Raw genomic sequence first — 17,825 nt, forward strand, 5'->3', positions numbered from 1 at the left:
TGCCTCGTCCAGCTTTATCCCGATTATCGAAACAGATGTCCAAGCCTAGTTTGGAAAGGGCAAGGAGACTTCGATCAGGAGGAATGGCGCGATGACACTCCCTTCACCGGTCTTGGCCTACATCGATGCAGACGGAAGGAACGACGGCGTGGCGCTGATCGATGCCTTCGCGCCCGATGCCGCCGTCAAGGATGAAGGTCGCACTCACGTTGGTCAAAAAGCGATCGGCGCGTGGTGGCGGGCTGCGAAGGCCAAGTACCAACACGTGATCGAACCGCTCGAATCGACTGAAGACGGCCGGACCACCAGAGTTCTCGTCAACGTGACCGGCCAATTTCCCGGCACTCCTGCCAGGATGGTCTTTGCGTTCCGGGTCGAGGACAGCCGGATTGCCGGCCTGGAGATCACCCCATGAGCCCCTTCATCAACCTGGACGGCAAGCGGGCGCTCGTCACGTCGGGCACGCGCGGCGCCGGTGCGGCCACTGTCGCGCTGTTTCGCGAACTCGGGGCCCGTGTGCTGACTGCAGCCCGCTCGCGCCCCGACAGGGTGGACGAGGCGATGTTCGTCCCGGCGGATCTGACGACCCCGGACGGGTGCGCCAAGCTCGCGGCGGCGGTGCGCGAACGCTTGGGCGGGATCGACGTCATCGTTCATATGCTGGGTGGATCCTCCGCTCCCGCAGGTGGATTCGCGGCGTTGAACGACGCGGTCTGGAGCAAGGAACTCGATTCGAATCTGATGCCCGCCATCCGGCTCGACCGCGCGCTTGTGCCGGCGATGGTGGCGCAGGGCCATGGTGTGGTCATTCACGTGACCTCGATCCAGCGCCAGCTGCCCTTGCCGCAGTCGACGACAGCCTATGCCGCTGCGAAGGCTGCGCTTTCGACCTACAGCAAGAGCCTGTCGAAGGAGGTCTCACCCAAGGGCGTGCGCGTGGTCCGCGTTTCGCCCGGCTGGATCGAGACCGAGGCCGCGGTACGTTTGGCCGAGCGGCTCGCGAAGGACGCCGGCACCGACTATGAAGGCGGCAAGCGGATCATCATGGACTCGCTCGGCGGTATTCCCATCGGGAGGCCATCGAAGCCGGACGAAATCGCCAACCTGATCGCGTTCCTCGCATCCGACCGTGCCGGGACCATAACCGGCACCGAATACGTCATCGACGGCGGTACCATTCCAACCGTGTGACGCACGATCGGCGGTACAAGCGGACCCGGCTTCTGCCGGCACCCATCAGCGGCAGCGGACGAATTCCGCCGCGAAGCCGGCCGGCGGTTCCATGCGCAGGATCAGCCGGTCGAAACGCGGCGAGTCGGCCGGCAGAAGCCGCAGAGTCGCCAGCGGTGCCTGGGTTCCCGGCGCAGTGCCCGCCGCTGCCTCGGGCTGAGCACCGTCCACCGGACCGGCCGGCAGAAGCGCCACCCCCTGCACGGGGTCGCCGTCGGCCGCCAGCGTGCCATCCAGCGGGAACAGCTGCAGCCGCGGCTCCACCGCGTGGAGGCTGCGGTCGGTCCCGATATCCAGATAGGAGCTTCGGCAATCGTCGATGGCGGTGCGGTCGGCCGGATCGGCCTTCGCCCAGCGGCCGGCCAGCGTCGACAGCGAGACCTTGCGGCTGACCGGCGGCATCGGTGGCTGGGGTGCGGCGAACTGCCGGGCCGCGGCGCCGGTGACGGACAGCGGCAGATCGCCGACCGGTCGTGACCGGGCCTGCCGCTCCGCCTCCAGCGCCGCCGTACGCTTTCGGACGACGCGCAGCAGGCAATCCGCGCGCGTCCTGGCCGATTTCTCGTCGGCCAGATCGGCCGCGGTCACCGGGCAGGACTCGTCCCGCCGCGCCCGCCAGACGGTCTGGCTGTCCTCGATCGCCGCACGGCCGCTGTCGTCGGTGGTGGCGCCCAGTGCCGCCAGCGCCGCATCCATCGCCGCACCGGCCGCCGCAAGCTTCGCATCGCGACACATCAGCTGCGCGGCCGGCGTCTCCACCGCCTCGCAGCCGGGCGCTGCCGCCTCTGGAGCGGCGGCCTCCGGCGGGGGAGTGCCCGCCGGAGCCGATAGGGCCGGGACCGCAGTCAGGACCGCAAGTGTCAGGACCGCGAGAGTCAGGACTGCGATCGGGGAGCCGGCAGCCAGGAAACCGCCGACCAGGGACAGGGCGCGCATCGCAGGAAACCTTGGATAAGGAAACGGAACGTCACGAAGCGGGGAAGGCCTCCAGCACAGACTTGACCTGACGCTGGAAATCCTGGTCGGTGCGATAGCGCGTCACGACCGACTTGTCACGCTCCACGAAAAACAGCATGTCGTCGCGGCTGGGCAGCATGCGCGGATTCGGCTTTTCCAGCAGTTCGCCGTTCCAGTCGATCCGCGCCATGAAATAGACCGCGCGGGCGAACAGCATGAACAGCTTGTTGTCCGGTGCCAGCTTCTCCCGCCGCAGCAGCGCATAGTAATAATAGTTGCGGCCATGGAAATAGTTGGTGTGGATCGCCTGCAACGCTGCGAATCTCTCGTCCGGGCTGTTGACTTTCTTGATCTGCCTTTCCAGGCGAAAGCCGGCGAAGAAATATTCCCTCGCCTCGTGCTCGAAGGAAAAGGCGCTGCCCTTGATCAGGGCCATCTGCTCGCCATAGCGTTTCAGCGCGCGGGTCATCAACAGTTCGAGGAAACGCTGCTCCACCGCGAACCTGTCGGGGATGTTCGGCAGCATCTCGAACACATGGCGCATGTGATAGGGATGGCGCACGACGACGACCGGAACCGACAGCTTCCTGTTCTTCGCCGGCGCCCGCTTTTCGGCCACCAGCGTGACGGCCGGCGACAGCGAGGCCATGGTCGCCTGGATCGTGTCGTGCAGCTTCCAGCGCAGCTTGGTGTCGGCCGATTGGCTGCCGAGATTCATGCGGGCGAAAAACCGCTTCACGCGGCTGCCGAAGGTTTCCTTCGGCAATTTGTGCGTCGGCAGGTTGGGGACGATCAGCGGATTGCCGAGAATGTCGGCCGACGGCGGCAGTGGCTTGAAATTGAAATATTTTCCGGTGACGACGCCCCGTCCGGCGCCGCCGGGACCGGCATCGCCCGCCCCGCCCGCACCGCGGTTGCCGCCCATGAGTGAAGAAGCCGCCACCGACACCATCCAGACGCGATTTCCCGCCGCCGCGATACTCCGATCGCTTAGGATATAACAGGGTAACGCGAACGGAAGATAGCCGCAGCGCGCGTCATCCGCAACTTCGTGACTTTTTCGCAACTGCGGTAGGATCGGTGCGGGGGCGCTCTGTCGGGTGGGATTTATCGGTGTTACCGTTGCAGCGGCGACCCTGGACCAAACCCGGGCGCGAACATCATCGAACAGGCATGAGGCGGGGTTTTCCATGGCGATCCACGTCGCGCTGAACCATAAGACGATCTATCGCTACGACCGGCCGGTGTCGCTCGGCCCACAGATCATCCGGTTGCGGCCGGCGCCCCATTGCCGGACACCGATCCTCAGCTATTCCCTGAAGGTCACGCCCAAGCAGCATTTCCTGAATTGGCAGCAGGATCCGCAATCGAACTTCCAGGCCCGCTTCGTCTTCCCGGAAAAGACGCGCGAGTTCATCGTCGAGGTCGATCTGGTCGCCGAAATCGCCGCGATCAACCCCTTCGACTTCTTCCTGGAGGAGAAGGCGAGCCACATCCCCTTCGTCTACGACGACTGGCTGTTGCGCGAACTGCGCCCCTATCTGGAGACGGAGGAGCCGGGGCCGGAACTGACCGCCTATCTGCAGGACATTCCGCGGGAAAAAACGCCGACCATCGATTTCCTGGTCGCGGTGAACCAGCGGCTGCAGCAGGACATCGGCTATGTCATCCGGTTGGAACCCGGCATCCAGAACTGTGCGGAGACACTGACCAAGCGCACCGGCTCCTGCCGCGATTCGGCTTGGCTGCTGGTGCAGATCCTGCGTCACCTGGGGCTGGCCACCCGCTTCGTCTCCGGTTACCTGATCCAGCTGACCGCCGACCAGAAGGCGCTGGACGGCCCGTCGGGTCCGGAGAGCGACTTCACCGACCTGCATGCCTGGGTGGAGGTGTTCCTGCCCGGCGCCGGCTGGGTCGGGCTGGACCCCACCTCCGGTCTGCTGGCCGGCGAGGGGCACATTCCGCTGGCCTGCACGCCGGACGCCTCCTCCGCCGCCCCCATATCCGGTCTCGTCGACGAGGCGGAGGTCGAATTCGGCCATGAGATGTCGGTCACCCGCATCTACGAGGCGCCCCGCGTCACCAAACCCTACACCCCGCAGCAATGGGCGGCGATCGAAGCGCTGGGCCACCGGGTCGACGAGGATCTGAAGACCGAGGACGTCCGCCTGACGATGGGCGGCGAGCCGACCTTCGTCTCCATCGACGACATGGACGGCGCCGAGTGGAACACCACCGCGCTGGGTCCGCAGAAGCGCAAGATGGCCGCCGACCTGATCCACCGGCTGATGGTCCGCTTCGCTCCCGGCGGCCTGCTGCATTTCGGCCAGGGCAAATGGTATCCCGGCGAATCGCTGCCGCGCTGGGCGATGACGCTCTACTGGCGCCGCGACGGCGAGGCTCTGTGGGCCAACAGCGACCTGCTGGCGCGCGAGGACACCGATTACGGCCACACCGCCCAGGATGCCGGCGTGTTCCTGATGGCGCTGGCGAAAAGGCTGGGCCTCGACCCGAACCTCGTGCTCGGCGCCTATGAGGACCCCTGGCACTACCTGCGCAAGGAGTCGCAGCTTCCGGTCAATGTCGATCCGCTGAACAGCAAGCTGGACGACAAGGAGGAACGGGAGCGGCTGACCCGCGTCTTCACCCGCGGCCTGAGCGAGCCGGTGGGCTTCGTCATGCCGATCAACCGCCGCATGACCCAGCAGGGGCCGGTCTGGCTGTCCAGCACATGGCCGCTGCGCCAGGAGAAACTGCTGCTAATCCCCGGCGACAGCCCGGTCGGCTACCGCCTGCCGCTGGGCTCGCTGCCCTGGGTGTCGAAGTCCGACTATCCCTATGCCTGGGAAACCGATCCGTTCGAGGATCGCGGCCCGCTTCCTCCTCATCCGGTTCAGCGCCGGCAGGAGATCCGCGGTGCCGTTCAGGAATCCGACCGCGGCGTCCACACCGACAAGCGGATCGCCCAGCGCCAGCGCATCATGGCGGAGATCCGCGACGAACTGCCGGAGGAAGGCAAGTCGGCCTGGTGGGTGGTGCGCACCGCCCTGAGCTGCGAGGCACGCAACGGGCGCCTGCACCTGTTCATGCCGCCGATGAGCACGCTGGAAGACTATCTGGCGATGCTGGCGGAGATCGAGGCGACGGCGGTCGAACTGGAGATGCCGGTCGTCATCGAAGGCTATCAGCCGCCGAAGGACCCGCGACTGAACTCCATGGCCGTCACCCCCGACCCCGGCGTGATCGAGGTGAACATCCACCCCGCCCACAGCTGGGACGATCTGGTGCGCAACACCATCGCCCTGTACGAGGATGCGCGCCAGTCCCGCCTGGGGGCGGAGAAGTTCATGATCGACGGGCGCCATTGCGGCACCGGCGGCGGCAACCATGTGGTGATGGGCGGCGCCACCGCGGCCGACAGCCCCTTCCTGCGCCGGCCCGACCTGCTGCGCAGCCTCATCACCTATTGGCAGAACCACCCTGCCCTGTCCTATGTCTTCTCGGGCCTGTTCATCGGCCCGACCAGTCAGGCCCCGCGCGTGGACGAGGCGCGCGACGACCAACTATATGAGCTGGAGATCGCCTTCAACCAGATCGATCAGGCGGCGGCGAGCGGCAACTGCCCGCCCTGGCTGGTCGACCGGGTGCTGCGCAACCTGCTGGTCGACGTGCAGGGCAACACCCACCGGGCCGAGTTCTGCATCGACAAGCTCTATTCGCCGGACAGCTCCACCGGCCGCCTCGGCCTTGTCGAGTTCCGCGCCTTCGAGATGCCGCCGCACGCGGAGATGAGCCTGACCCAGCAGCTTCTGATGCGGGCGCTGGTCGCGCGCTTCTGGAAGCACCCCTACAAGGGCAAGCTGGTCCGCTGGGGCACCGAGCTACACGACCGATTCATGCTGCCGCACTTCGTCCAGCAGGACATGGCCGACGTGCTGCAGGACCTGCGCGACCACGGCTATCCGCTGGAGGACAACTGGTTCGCCCCGCACTTCAACTTCCGTTTCCCGATCTACGGCCATGTCAGCCAGCGCGGCATCACCATGGAACTGCGGATGGCGCTGGAGCCCTGGCACGTCCTGGGCGAGGAGCCGGGCGGCGGCGGCACGGTGCGCTATGTCGACAGCTCGGTGGAGCGGGTGCAGGTGCGCGTCACCGGCCTGATCGACGCCCGCCACGTCATCACCTGCAACGGCCGGCGCGTGCCGCTGATCCCGACCGGGGTGGAGGGCGAATTCGTCGGCGGCGTGCGCTATCGCGCGTGGCAGCCGCCCTCCTGCCTGCATCCGACGATTCCAGTCCACACCCCGCTGATCTTCGACATCCTCGACAGCTGGGCCGGCCGGTCGATCGGCGGCTGCACTTATCACGTCATGCATCCGGGCGGCCGCAACTACGAGACCTTCCCGGTCAACGCCAACGAGGCGGAGGGGCGCCGTCTGGCCCGCTTCTTCCCCTTCGGCCATACCCCCGGCCCGATGGACGCCCCGGCGGAGGAACGCAATCCGCAATTCCCGATGACCCTGGATCTGCGGCGGGGGTGAAGCCTATCGCCCATAGTGATGAAGCTCCCTCTCCCGGGACGGGAGAGGGAGCTTCACGCATGACCGGCCCGTCATCCATTTTTCAGCGTCATAACGTGATAGCACTACCCGCATAACGATTATCAGAATTACCCTCTTCGGTCGAAGGCCAAGGCGCCATACACCAGATGAGGGAATGACAGGGATGAATCTGCCCTTCTACGCGACGCTGGCGGCCACCGCGCTGCTGCTCAGCTCCTGCGCCGAGCCGCCACAGCCGCCGCGCCCGGTGCCGGTCCAGCCGCCGGTCGAGGTCAACGGTCTGTGGTACCTGGACCAGGGTTGGTCGCAAGAGGCCCGCCAGTGGTACTACAACACCACCCAGGGCTCACAGATCATGCGCTATGACTGGTTCATGGCGCTGGAGGATCCGCAGACCAGGCAGCCCTTCGTCAAGAGCATCACCCGCTACGGCTATGCCGCCGGGACCGCCAGCAGCTGGAACCCCGATCTGCTGCCGGTCGGCTTCGTCAAGGATACCGATCCCGACAAGACCGCCTGGTTCGGCATGACCTGCGCCGCCTGCCACACCGGCGACGTGACGGTGAACGGCAAGACCATGCGCATCGACGGCGCGGTCACCACCGGCGACCTCTATGGCTTCATCAGCGGGCTGAGCGGCGCGGTCCACACCACGGTGACCAGCGACGCGGCCTTCCAGCCCTTCGCGACCCGCATGCTGGGCGCCAACGCCACCGATCAGCAGAAGCTGGCGCTTTACAACGACCTGAAGGCCTTCGACCAGTCCTTCGCCGCCTTCGTCGCCGCCAGCACCCCGGACGCGCCCTGGGGGTCGATGCGCACCGACGCCTTCGGCATGATCTTCAACCGGGTTTCGGCCATCGACCTGAACCTGCCCAAGAACAACCGCGCGCCGAACGCCCCGGTCAGCTATCCCTTCCTGTGGGATGCGCCGCACCAGCCGCGGGTGCAGTGGAACGGCCTGCTGCCGAACGCCACCGCCTTCGATGCGCTGGGCCGCAATGCCGGCGAGGTGCTGGGCGTGTTCGGCAAGGTGGCGCTGAAGCCGCCGGCCGACGCCGCGCACTATTATTACAAGTCGACGGTCCGCGGCCAGAATCTGGTCGACATGGAGAACCAGCTGCGCAAGCTGCGCTCGCCCGTGTGGCCGGACAGCCTTGCCGGCAATGTCGACATCGTCAAGGCCGCGGCCGGCGAAACGATCTACAAGGAAAGCTGCGAGAGCTGCCACGCCATCCTGCCGCGCGGCGAGACCTACGCCACCGCGCCGATCCAGATGGTGCCGCTGTTCAACTGGGCGAAGCCTGATGACGCCAAGGCGGTGATCGCGGCCTTCGGCACGATCTGCACCAAGGGCGTCGATGCCGCAGTCTCCGCCGGGATGGTGACGGTCAATTATGCCGCCGATCCGAAGATGGCGGTCGACGCGCTGTGCCGTCAGGTCGATACCGGCGTCCTCGCCAACGTCGCCATGCCGCCGCAGCTGCTGGGCGGCAAGCCGCTGAAGAACCCGGATCTGGCGGCGAACCTGCTGTCCAACGCGGTGATCGGCGCCATACTCGGCGACCTGGTGCGCGAACCGGGCCTGCTGGCCGACCTACTGAAGGGCGACGACGCCCCGGCGCCGTGGCTGACCGCCAGCGCGCCGGCCAGCTGGTCGCCCGAATCGCAAACGAAGGGCGGCACGCTGGACACCACCCCCTTCGTGAAGCAGGGCGCCAAGATGACGGCCGACCACCAGAAGGTGATCGCCGCCCTGACCGGCCGCGGCCAGACCAAGCCGACCGTCGGCGCGGTCCCCGCCGGTGGCCGTGCGGCGAAGGCGGCCGCCGCTCCCGCGAAGTCCACCTCCGGCGGGGCGACCGCCGACGAGGAGGCGCTGGCCGCCACCATCAAGCAGCTGCTGGCCTACAAGGCGCGTCCGCTGGACGGGGTGTGGGCGACGGCGCCCTTCATGCACAACGGATCGGTTCCCAACCTGTACGAGATGCTGCTGCCGGCGTCCCAGCGGTCGGTGGCCTTCCGTATGGGCAGCACCTCCATCGACCCGGTCAAGGTCGGCGTGGATTCCTCCGCCAAGGATGCCACCTTCGTCTATGACACGACGAAGCCCGGCGACCACAACAGCGGCCACGAATTCGGCGCCGGCCTGACCGACACCCAGCGCTGGCAGCTGGTGGAATACCTGAAGACGCTCTGACCGTTACCGGGATTTCCGCAACAACCGGCAAGCCGGAGCGTCGTTATTCGCGACGCTCCGGCCTTTTTCATTCGTGATGGTCGCCAACGGCCCATGCGGCTGCGAACGGATAATGGCGGAATCTTTCCTCTTTCGGATGGATCTGCCGGCCGCCAGCCTTGCATCGCCGGGCTTGGACGTTCAGACTGTTGCTTCCTTCATAGGCAATACGCACCAGTACGACCTTGTCCCAATCCGATCAGCCTTTCCGCGCTCCGGCATCCGTGATCCCGTCGGGGATGCCGCCGGTCCCTTTCACCCAGGGATCGCTGTTCGGCGAGGCCGACGCCATCGGCTATGGCTCGGGCCAGGTCTATGACGAGATGGTGAACGGCCAAGGGCGGCTGCGGCCGCACTGGCAGACCTTCATGAGCACGCTAGGCCCCCTCGACGCCGAACAGATGGCGCAGCGGTGGGAGGAGGCGCGGCGGCTGCTGCACCAGAACGGCGTCACCTACAACATCTACGGCGATCCCAACGGGATGGAGCGGCCGTGGCCGCTCGACATGATGCCGCTTCTGCTGCCGGCCCACGAATGGAAGGCCATCGAATCGGGGCTGATCCAACGCGCATCGCTGCTGAACGCCATCCTGACCGACCTGTACGGGCCGCAGACGCTCACCCGTTACGGTCGGCTTCCGCCGTCGGTGATCCATGCCGACCCCGGCTTCCGCCGCGCGGTCCACGGCATCCGGGTGCCGAACGACGTGCATCTGCACTTCTACGCCGTCGACCTCGCCCGTGCGCCCGACGGGCGCTGGTGGGTGCTGTCCGACCGCACCCAGGCGCCGAGCGGCAGCGGCTATGCGCTGGAAAACCGCGCGGTGATCGCCAAGGTGCTGCCCGACAGCTTCCGCCATTGCCAGGTGGAGCGGCTGACCGGCTTCTTCGACACCTTCAAGGAAACGCTGCTGTCGATCGCGCCTCGGAATGGCGGCGCCAACGGCGGCACCGGCAGCGGACGGGCGCCGCGCGTGGTCCTGCTGACCCCGGGTCCCTACAACGAAACCTATTTCGAGCACGTCTATCTCGCCCGCTATCTCGGCCTGACGCTGGTGGAGGGGGCGGACCTGACGGTGCGCGACCGGACGGTCTATCTGAAGACCCTGTCGGGCCTGGAGCAGGTGGACGTGATCCTGCGCCGGCTCGACGCCGATTTCGCCGACCCGCTGGAGATGCGCGCCGACAGCTCGCTCGGCGTCGCCGGGCTGATCGAGGCGGTGCGGGCCGGCAACGTGGTGATGGCCAACGCGCTGGGTTCCGGGCTGATGGAATCGATGGCGATGAAGTCATCGCTGCCGACGCTCTGCCGCCATCTGCTGGGGGAGGAACTGCGGTTGCCCGGCGTCGCCAGCTGGTGGTGCGGCAACGACGCCGAACGCGCCTACGTCATCGATCATCTCGACGGGCTGGTGGTCAAGCCTGCCTTCCCGTCGCTGTCCTTCGAGCCGATCTTCGGCGCCCAGCTGTCGGCCGCCGAACGCTCCGTCCTGGTCGAGCGGATCAAGCGCCGTCCCTGGTATTTCGTGGCTCAGGAGCAGATGGCGCTCTCCACCGCGCCGGTCTGGCAGGACGGCCGGCTCCAGCCGCGGCCTCTGGTGCTGCGCGTCTTCCTCTGCGCCACCCCCAGCGGCGGCTATGCGGTGATGCCCGGCGGCCTGACCCGCGTGTCGAGCGAATCCGGCCGGCTGGTTGTGTCGATGCAGAGCGGCGGCGGCAGCAAGGACACCTGGATCCTGGCGCCGCGCCGGGCCGATGTCGCCTCCACCCAGCCGCGCCCGGCCCTGGCGGCGGAGCCGACAGCCAGCGGTGCCCGACCGTCCGCCAACGACCTGCCCAGCCGCGTCGCCGACGGCCTCTATTGGCTCGGCCGCTATGCGGAGCGGGCGGAGGGGGCTTTGCGCCTGCTGCGCGCCACCCAAAGCCGGCTGATCGACAGCAACATGCCGGGCGCCACCCTGCAGCTTCGCCCTCTGCTCGACCTGCTCAGCTCGCTCGGCATGATCCCGGCGGAGATGGCGCGGGTGACGGAGAGCGGCGCGAACCGCGGCCTGCGCGAGGCGCTGCACGCGGCGGTGACCGATCCGGACCATCCCAACAGCCTACGCTCCCAGGTGCTGCGCCTGCACCGCACCGCTTATTCGGTGCGCGACCGCCTGTCGATGGACATGTGGCGGGTGGTGTCGGCGATCGACCGCCAGACCCAGCCGCCGAAGAGCCGGATGGACGCGGCCTCGCTGCTGCTGAGGCTGGACGACGTGATGATCACGCTGGCCGCCTTCTCCGGCTTGGAGCAGGAAAGCATGACACGGGGCGCCGGCTGGCGATTCCTCGACATCGGACGGCGGATCGAACGGTCGCTGCACATGATCGCGCTGATGCGCGGGGTCCATGTCGCCGACCTGGACCGCGAGGACGAGCCGGTGCAGGCCGCCACCCTGTCGGTGCTGCTGGAACTGGGCGAGAGCGTGATGACCTACCGCGCGCGCCACCTGACCAGCGTGCTGCGCACCCCCGTGCTCGACCTGCTGCTGGGGGAGGAGGCGAATCCCCGCGCGCTGGCCTTCCAGCTTGCGGCGCTGGACCGCCACCTGCGGGCGCTGCCCAGCCAGGGCGTCGGCACCGGGACGGACCCGACCGGCGGCGCGCTGGCCATCGTCGCCGCCGCGCGCAACAGCGTGGACCGCACCGACGCCATGGCATCCAGCGAGGCGTTGCGCACCCTGCTCGACACGCTGGCGATGTCGTTGCCGGATGTGTCCAATTTCCTGGCGCACGCCTATTTCAGCCATGCCTTCGCACGATCGGCCTGACGCGATGACGCCCCCTTCCCCCGCTCCCGGCCCCTCTTCCAGCAGTGGCGGCCTTTCCACGCGCTACCGCGTGCGCCACGCCACCGCCTACGACTATGGCGAGGATGTGCCGATCTCCCACCATCTCCTGCATCTCAGCGCCCGGCCGCACCCGCGCCAGCGTATCCGCCGCAGCCTGCTGACCATCGATCCGGTCCCGGCGGTGCGGGCCGAACGAGTGGATTATTTCGGCAACACCGTCACCTATGTCGCAGTTCAGGAACCACACCGGACCTTCTCCGTGATCGCCGAAAGCGAGGTGGAGGTGTTCGATCTGCCGACGCCGGTACCGAACGAATCCCAGCCGTGGGAACAGGTGCGCGACAGTCTGCGCGGCCTGACCGGGCCGGATGACGGGGCGGAGATCACGCAATACTGCTTCGACAGCGCGCTCGTCGCCTCCAGCCCGGAACTGCTTGATTATGCCCGGGGCAGCTTCACCCCCGGCCGGCCGGCGGTGGCGGCGGCCATCGACCTGATGAACCGCATCAACCGCGATTTCGCCTTCGACCCCACCGCGACGACGGTGGCGACGCCGCTGGCGGCCGTTATGCGCAATCGACGCGGCGTCTGCCAGGACTTCGCCCACATCGCCGTCGGCTGCGCCCGAGCCGTCGGCCTGCCCGCACGCTATGTCTCCGGCTATCTGCGCACCCTGCCCCCGCCGGGACAGCCGCGGCTGGTCGGCGCCGACGTCAGCCATGCCTGGGCATCGGTCTGGTGCGGGATCGCCGCCGGCTGGTTGGACATCTGCCCGACCAACGCCTGCGTCGCCAATCGCGATTTCATCACCGTGGCCTGGGGGCGCGATTACGACGACGTCAGCCCGGCCCGCGGCGTCCTGGTCGGCGGGGCCGGCCATGGCCTGACCGTCAGCGTCGACGTCGAACCGCTGGAGGACTGAGCAACCCGCTCACGCCTCCTGCGGCAGGCCCAGCATGCGGTGCAGCGTGTTGCAGATGGTGCGCGGGTTGACCGGCTTGCTGAAGATCTCCAGCGGCTTCCAGCGCTCGTGCGTCAGGTCGCTATCCTGGGTCAGGTACCCGGTCATCACCACCACCGGCAGGGTCGCATCCCGTTCGCGGATTTCCCGGATCAGCGTCTGGCCGTCCATGCGCGGCATGCGCAGGTCCGTCACCAGCGCGTGCACCCGTTCGCGGGCATAGCGCTCCAGCGCCTCCACGCCATTGGCGGCGACAGTCACGCGGAATCCCTTGAAGGTCAGGAAGTCCTCCAACGCCATCGCCGCCAGCACCTCGTCCTCGGCGATCAGGATGTGCAACGGGTCAGGCATGCGAGAACTCCCTGTCGGATGAGGAAACCGGCTGGCTCGGCAGGGTGATGGTGAAGCGGACGCCGCGGCCTCCGCCCTCCAGGTCGACGTTGCGGGCTTCGATCCGTCCGCCCATGCCGTCGATGATGCCGTATCCGATCGACAGGCCGAGGCCGGATCCCTTCCCGACCTCCTTTGTGGTGAAGAAGGGATCGAAGATCTGCGGCAGCACCGTGGGGTCGATGCCACCGCCGTCGTCGGTCACCTGGATGACCACGCTCTGTCTGTCCGGGTCGTCGCCGACTGCCACCATGATGCGTCCCGCCTTCCCACCAGTTGCACGAAGCGCGACGATAGCATCGCGCGCGTTCGAAAACAGGTTGAGTATCACCTGTTCCAATTCAAGGGGGCGTCCGGTTACCGGCAGTTGCGCCGAACTGGCGCTCTCGACGATCTCGACGTCTTCCAGCGCATATTGATGGCGCACAAGCTCCACGGCGCTCTGCACGCAATTGGCGGGATGGAAGGCCCGCATGCCGCCGCCGTCCCGCCGGCCGAAGGTGCGGACATGGTCGATCAGCTTGCCCATGCGGTCGGTCTGCTCGATCACCAGCTTCAAGGCCTTTTCGGCACGGGCGGGTTCGAGCAGATTTTCCTGCAGGCGGTTCAGGGTGTTTTCGGTCCAAAGCCGGATGACGTTCAGCGGCTGGCTCATCTCGTGCGCCATGCCGGCGGCCAACGTGCCCAGCGTCGCCAGCTTGGAGGTCTGGACCACCTCCTCCTGCAGCCGCTTGCGCTCGGTCACGTCACGGCCGCTGCCCAGGATTTGGATCACCCGTCCGGCGGCGTCCTTCACCGGCACCAGCATGGTGTGGAAGACCCGCTGACCGACCGGCAGGTCCAGCGTCTCCTCGTAATCTATGCTCTCGCCGCGGTCACGGCACTGTGTGTAGCGGGGAATGATAGCCTCCGCCACCTCCGAACCCAGCGCATCGTTGACTCGCTTGCCTCGCAACAACTCCGGATCCAGACCGGTCGCCCGCGCCAGCGCCGGGTTGATCGCCTCGAAGGCGAACTCGCCGTCGGGCTCGACGCGGACGATGAACAGCGCCTCGGCCAGATTGTTGAAGAAGCTGGAATAGCGGGTCTCCATCTCCCGGCGCGTCGCCACCTCCAGCGCAAGGGCACGGTTGCTGGCCTCCAGTTCGCGTGGGCTCGGAAGGGCCAGCAGGCGCGGCATCAGCCACCAGAGTGCCGCCGCGGTTGCCAGCGACGCCAGGGCGGTGATGAACTTCACCAGCCCTTCCAGCACATAATCGGGAGTCCACAGCGTCCAGACCGATAGGAAATGGGTGGTGCCGCAGGCGATGATGAACAGCGCGAACAGCAGCGCCACCCAGCCGAAGGCCACGTCTCGCCGCCGCATGACGAAATATGTCAGCGCCACTGGAATCGAGAAATAGGACAGGCCGATCAGAATGTCGGACCCGACATGCAGCATCAGGATATCGGGGCGCCAGAGCAGGCAGACTCCATGGGGTATGAATCCGCCGCTATCCAGAAGCTCGTCCAATCCCATCGCCATGTCCGCCTCTTTTCCGACCATATCCGTCCGACGGAGGCCATCGCTTCAGTGTCGAAACTATCACCTGCATTGCACAAGGTCCGTCACCGGACCGACGCCGTCAAGCCGTCAGTCCGGCTGATAAGCCTTTACAGGTTTTCTCGTGAATGGACGCCCGCCCACGCCCGTGGCGCATGTGGGCGGGCGTTTGGGCGGCGTCGATTTTATGCGGCCGTGTGGACCTTGCGGTTCTGTTCGCGGGTCTTCAGGAAGCGCAATGCCGGGAAATCCTCCTGCGCCCGGTTCAGGTGCCAGGCATTGCGGGCCAGGAACACCAGGGCGCCGTCATGGTCCTCCGCCAGCGCCGAACGGTTCAGCTCGATGAACTTTTCCAGCTGGACCTTGTCGTCGGTCTCGACCCAACGCGCGGCGTCCAGTCCGGCCCCTTCGAAGCGGGCGGCGATGCCGTACTCCGCCTCGATCCGCGAGGCCAGAACCTCGAACTGAAGCTGGCCGACGACACCGACGACCCAGTCGGCGCCGGTCAGCGGCTTGAACACCTGGGAGGCGCCCTCTTCGGCGAAATGCTCCAGCGCCTTGCGCAGATGCTTCACCCGCATCGGATCGTCCGGCCGGACTCGCTGCAGCAGTTCCGGCGCGAAGCTGGGCACGCCGGTGAAGCGCAGATCCTCGCCCTCCGTCAGCGTGTCGCCGATGCGAAGGCTGCCGTGGTTGGGAATGCCCATGATATCGCCGGGCCACGCCTCTTCCGCCACCTCGCGGTCACGGGCCAGGAACAGCACGGCGTTGTTGACCGCCATCAGCTTGCCGGAGCGGATATGCTTCAGCTTGGCGCCGCGCTTGTAGCGGCCGGAACAGAGGCGGACGAAGGCGATGCGGTCGCGGTGGTTCGGGTCCATGTTGGCTTGGACCTTGAACACGAAGCCGGTGACCTTCTCCTCGTCCGGCTGGACGGTGCGCGGATCGGCCGGCTGCGGACGCGGCGGCGGGGCGTTCTCCGCCAGACCGGACAGCAGCTCGCGCACGCCGAAGTTGTTGATGGCGGAGCCGAAATAGATCGGCGTCAGATGGCCGGCGCGATAGGCCTCCAGATCGAAGGCCGGCATCAGCCCGCGCGCCATCTCCACCTCTTCGCGCAGCTTGGCGACGGCGTGGGCGGGCAGCAGTTCGTCCAGACGGGGATCGTCCAGGCCGTTGCACTCGATGCCCTCGTCGATCTCGTCGCCCTTGCTGCGGTCCATCAGGATCAGCCGGTCGCGGATCAGGTCGTAGCAGCCGAGGAAGTCGCGGCCCATGCCGATCGGCCAGCTGGCCGGCGTGACCTCCAGCGCCAGCGCGCTCTCGATCTCCGAGATCAGGTCGAAGGGATCGCGCGCCTCGCGGTCCATCTTGTTGCAGAAGGTCATGATCGGCACGTCGCGCAGACGGCAGACCTCGAACAGCTTCAGCGTCTGCGCCTCGATGCCCTTGGCGCCGTCGATCACCATCACCGCGCTGTCGACCGCGGTCAGCGTGCGATAGGTGTCCTCCGAGAAGTCCTCGTGGCCCGGCGTGTCGAGCAGATTGAAAGTGCGCCCATCGAAATCGAAGGTCATGACCGAGGCGGTGACGGAAATGCCGCGCTCGCGCTCCACCTTCATCCAGTCGGACTTGGCGCGCCGCTGCTCGCCGCGCGCCTTGACGGCGCCGGCCATCTGGATGGCGCCGCCGAACAGCAGCAGCTTTTCCGTGAGCGTGGTCTTACCGGCGTCGGGGTGCGCGATGATAGCGAAGGTCCGACGGCGGGAGACGGCGTCCTGAAGTTCGGACATGCGCGAAGTCCCGTGACTAGAAAGGCGTTATCTGGTGCGAACGGCGAAAGGGCCGACAGGCGAAAAACGCCCGTCGGCCCCCGTCGCATTACATAGCAGTGCCGGCCCTGGGATTCCAGAGCCTTGGGATCGGGCTGGGCCGCCTGTCTTACAGAGCCAGCTCGGCGATCTGCACCGCGTTCAGGGCGGCGCCCTTCAGCAGCTGATCGCCGCAGACGAACAGGTCCAGGCCATGGTCGCCGAACACCAGGTTGCTGCGGATGCGCCCGACCTCGACGTCATACTGGCCGGTGGCGTTCAGCGGCATCGGGTAGGCGCCGTTGGCCGGATCGTCCACCACCTTCACGCCGGCGGCATCGGCCAGCACGGCGCGGGCGGCGTCGGGCGTGACCGGCTGGATGGTTTCCAGCGTGATGGCCTCGGAATGGGCGCGGTAGGTCGGGATGCGGACGGCGGTGCAGCTGACCAGCAGGTCCGGGACCTCCATGATCTTCCGCGTCTCCCACGTCACCTTCATCTCCTCCTTCGTGTAGCCGTTCTCCTGGAAGGCATCGATCTGGGGGATCAGGTTGAAGGGGATCGGATGGCGGAACACGCTGTTGGTGACCGGCTTGCCGTCCAACTGGTTGCGCGTCTGCTCCTCCAGCTCGGCCATGCCCTCGGCGCCGGCGCCGCTGGTGGCCTGATAGGTGGAGACGATGGCGCGCTTGATGCCGAAGGCCTTGTGCAGCGGGCCGAGAGCCACGACGGCGATGGCCGTGGTGCAGTTCGGGTTGGCGATCAGGCGCGAACCGGCGGCGTACGCCTCGCGGAAGACGTGGGCATTGATTTCCGGAACGATCAGCGGGATGTCGGCGTCGTAGCGGAAGGCGGAGCTGTTGTCGATCACCAGCGCGCCGGCCGAGGCCAGATCCTTGGCATGCGCCTTGGCGAAGTCGCCCGACACCGCCAGCAGGACAACGTCATAGCCCTTGACCACCGCGGCGTCGAAGGCCTGCAGGGTCAGGGCGCCGTAGGGGGTCTCCTGCACCTTGCCGGCGGAACGCTCGGAGGCGAACAGGCCGAGTTCGGCGACCGGGAAGTTGCGGTCGTGCAGGACCTTGACCATCTCGCGGCCGACGGCGCCGGTGGCGCCGACCACGGCGACGCGGAGGGACTTGGAAGAAGCGGAGGCGTTGTTGCTGCTCATGGCGGGGTTCCGTCCTGTCTATCGCACTGTTGATCGGACCGGCCTATCGGTCGTTCGGACAGCGGACCCCGGATACGACGAGGCCCCGTCCGTTGTCCGGCGGGGCCTGCCTCGTGGAAGAAAC

The 17,825-nt window shown here is 67.1% G+C and carries 12 protein-coding genes; 6 read left to right on the forward strand and 6 right to left on the reverse strand.

Annotated elements, in window-relative coordinates; translation table 11 throughout:
- Positions 1 to 91 precede the first annotated feature (91 nt).
- Positions 92 to 415, forward strand: a complete 324-nt coding sequence (locus FZ938_RS01975; protein WP_149197021.1) for a nuclear transport factor 2 family protein — start codon at positions 92 to 94, stop codon at positions 413 to 415.
- On the forward strand, positions 412 to 1,191 hold the full coding sequence (locus FZ938_RS01980; protein WP_149197022.1) for an SDR family oxidoreductase: 780 nt from the start codon (positions 412 to 414) through the stop codon (positions 1,189 to 1,191). Before FZ938_RS01975 ends, FZ938_RS01980 begins: the two co-directional genes overlap by 4 nt.
- 45 nt (positions 1,192 to 1,236) lie before the next feature.
- On the opposite strand, the gene FZ938_RS01985 is transcribed toward FZ938_RS01980, so the two are convergent.
- Positions 1,237 to 2,166, reverse strand: a complete 930-nt coding sequence (locus FZ938_RS01985) for a lysozyme inhibitor LprI family protein (protein WP_149197023.1) — start codon at positions 2,164 to 2,166, stop codon at positions 1,237 to 1,239.
- A gap of 31 nt (positions 2,167 to 2,197) precedes the next feature.
- Positions 2,198 to 3,379, reverse strand: coding sequence for a hypothetical protein (locus FZ938_RS01990; protein WP_246457430.1), 1,182 nt, complete (start codon positions 3,377 to 3,379; stop codon positions 2,198 to 2,200).
- Between FZ938_RS01990 and FZ938_RS01995 the strand changes: the two genes are divergently transcribed.
- From FZ938_RS01995 to FZ938_RS02010, 4 genes are all read left to right on the forward strand, one after another.
- A complete protein-coding gene (locus tag FZ938_RS01995; RefSeq protein ID WP_149197024.1) occupies positions 3,378 to 6,731 on the forward strand; it encodes a transglutaminase family protein in 3,354 nt (1,117 codons plus the stop codon). The two genes, FZ938_RS01990 and FZ938_RS01995, sit on opposite strands and share 2 nt — an antisense overlap.
- A gap of 184 nt (positions 6,732 to 6,915) precedes the next feature.
- Positions 6,916 to 8,952: a di-heme-cytochrome C peroxidase gene (locus FZ938_RS02000; protein ID WP_174757290.1), complete on the forward strand. Its 2,037-nt coding sequence runs from the start codon at positions 6,916 to 6,918 to the stop codon at positions 8,950 to 8,952.
- 278 nt (positions 8,953 to 9,230) lie between these two features.
- Positions 9,231 to 11,804, forward strand: coding sequence for a circularly permuted type 2 ATP-grasp protein (locus tag FZ938_RS02005; RefSeq protein ID WP_149197026.1), 2,574 nt, complete (start codon positions 9,231 to 9,233; stop codon positions 11,802 to 11,804).
- A 4-nt stretch (positions 11,805 to 11,808) separates the two neighbouring features.
- Complete coding sequence (locus FZ938_RS02010; RefSeq protein ID WP_149197027.1) at positions 11,809 to 12,747, forward strand: transglutaminase family protein; 939 nt, start codon at positions 11,809 to 11,811, stop codon at positions 12,745 to 12,747.
- Positions 12,748 to 12,756: 9 nt separating this feature from the next.
- Here the strand turns inward: FZ938_RS02010 and FZ938_RS02015 are convergent, their stop codons facing one another.
- The 4 genes from FZ938_RS02015 to FZ938_RS02030 form a co-directional block, all read right to left on the reverse strand.
- Positions 12,757 to 13,137, reverse strand: a complete 381-nt coding sequence (locus FZ938_RS02015; protein ID WP_149197028.1) for a response regulator — start codon at positions 13,135 to 13,137, stop codon at positions 12,757 to 12,759.
- Positions 13,130 to 14,701: a sensor histidine kinase gene (locus FZ938_RS02020; protein WP_149197029.1), complete on the reverse strand. Its 1,572-nt coding sequence runs from the start codon at positions 14,699 to 14,701 to the stop codon at positions 13,130 to 13,132. Before FZ938_RS02020 ends, FZ938_RS02015 begins: the two co-directional genes overlap by 8 nt.
- A gap of 203 nt (positions 14,702 to 14,904) precedes the next feature.
- Complete coding sequence (locus FZ938_RS02025; protein ID WP_085089362.1) at positions 14,905 to 16,512, reverse strand: peptide chain release factor 3; 1,608 nt, start codon at positions 16,510 to 16,512, stop codon at positions 14,905 to 14,907.
- Positions 16,513 to 16,660: 148 nt separating this feature from the next.
- Positions 16,661 to 17,701, reverse strand: a complete 1,041-nt coding sequence (locus FZ938_RS02030) for an aspartate-semialdehyde dehydrogenase (protein WP_149197030.1) — start codon at positions 17,699 to 17,701, stop codon at positions 16,661 to 16,663.
- Positions 17,702 to 17,825: the final 124 nt, after the last annotated feature.

This window comes from Azospirillum oryzae, from assembly GCF_008364795.1.
Lineage (GTDB): Bacteria > Pseudomonadota > Alphaproteobacteria > Azospirillales > Azospirillaceae > Azospirillum > Azospirillum oryzae.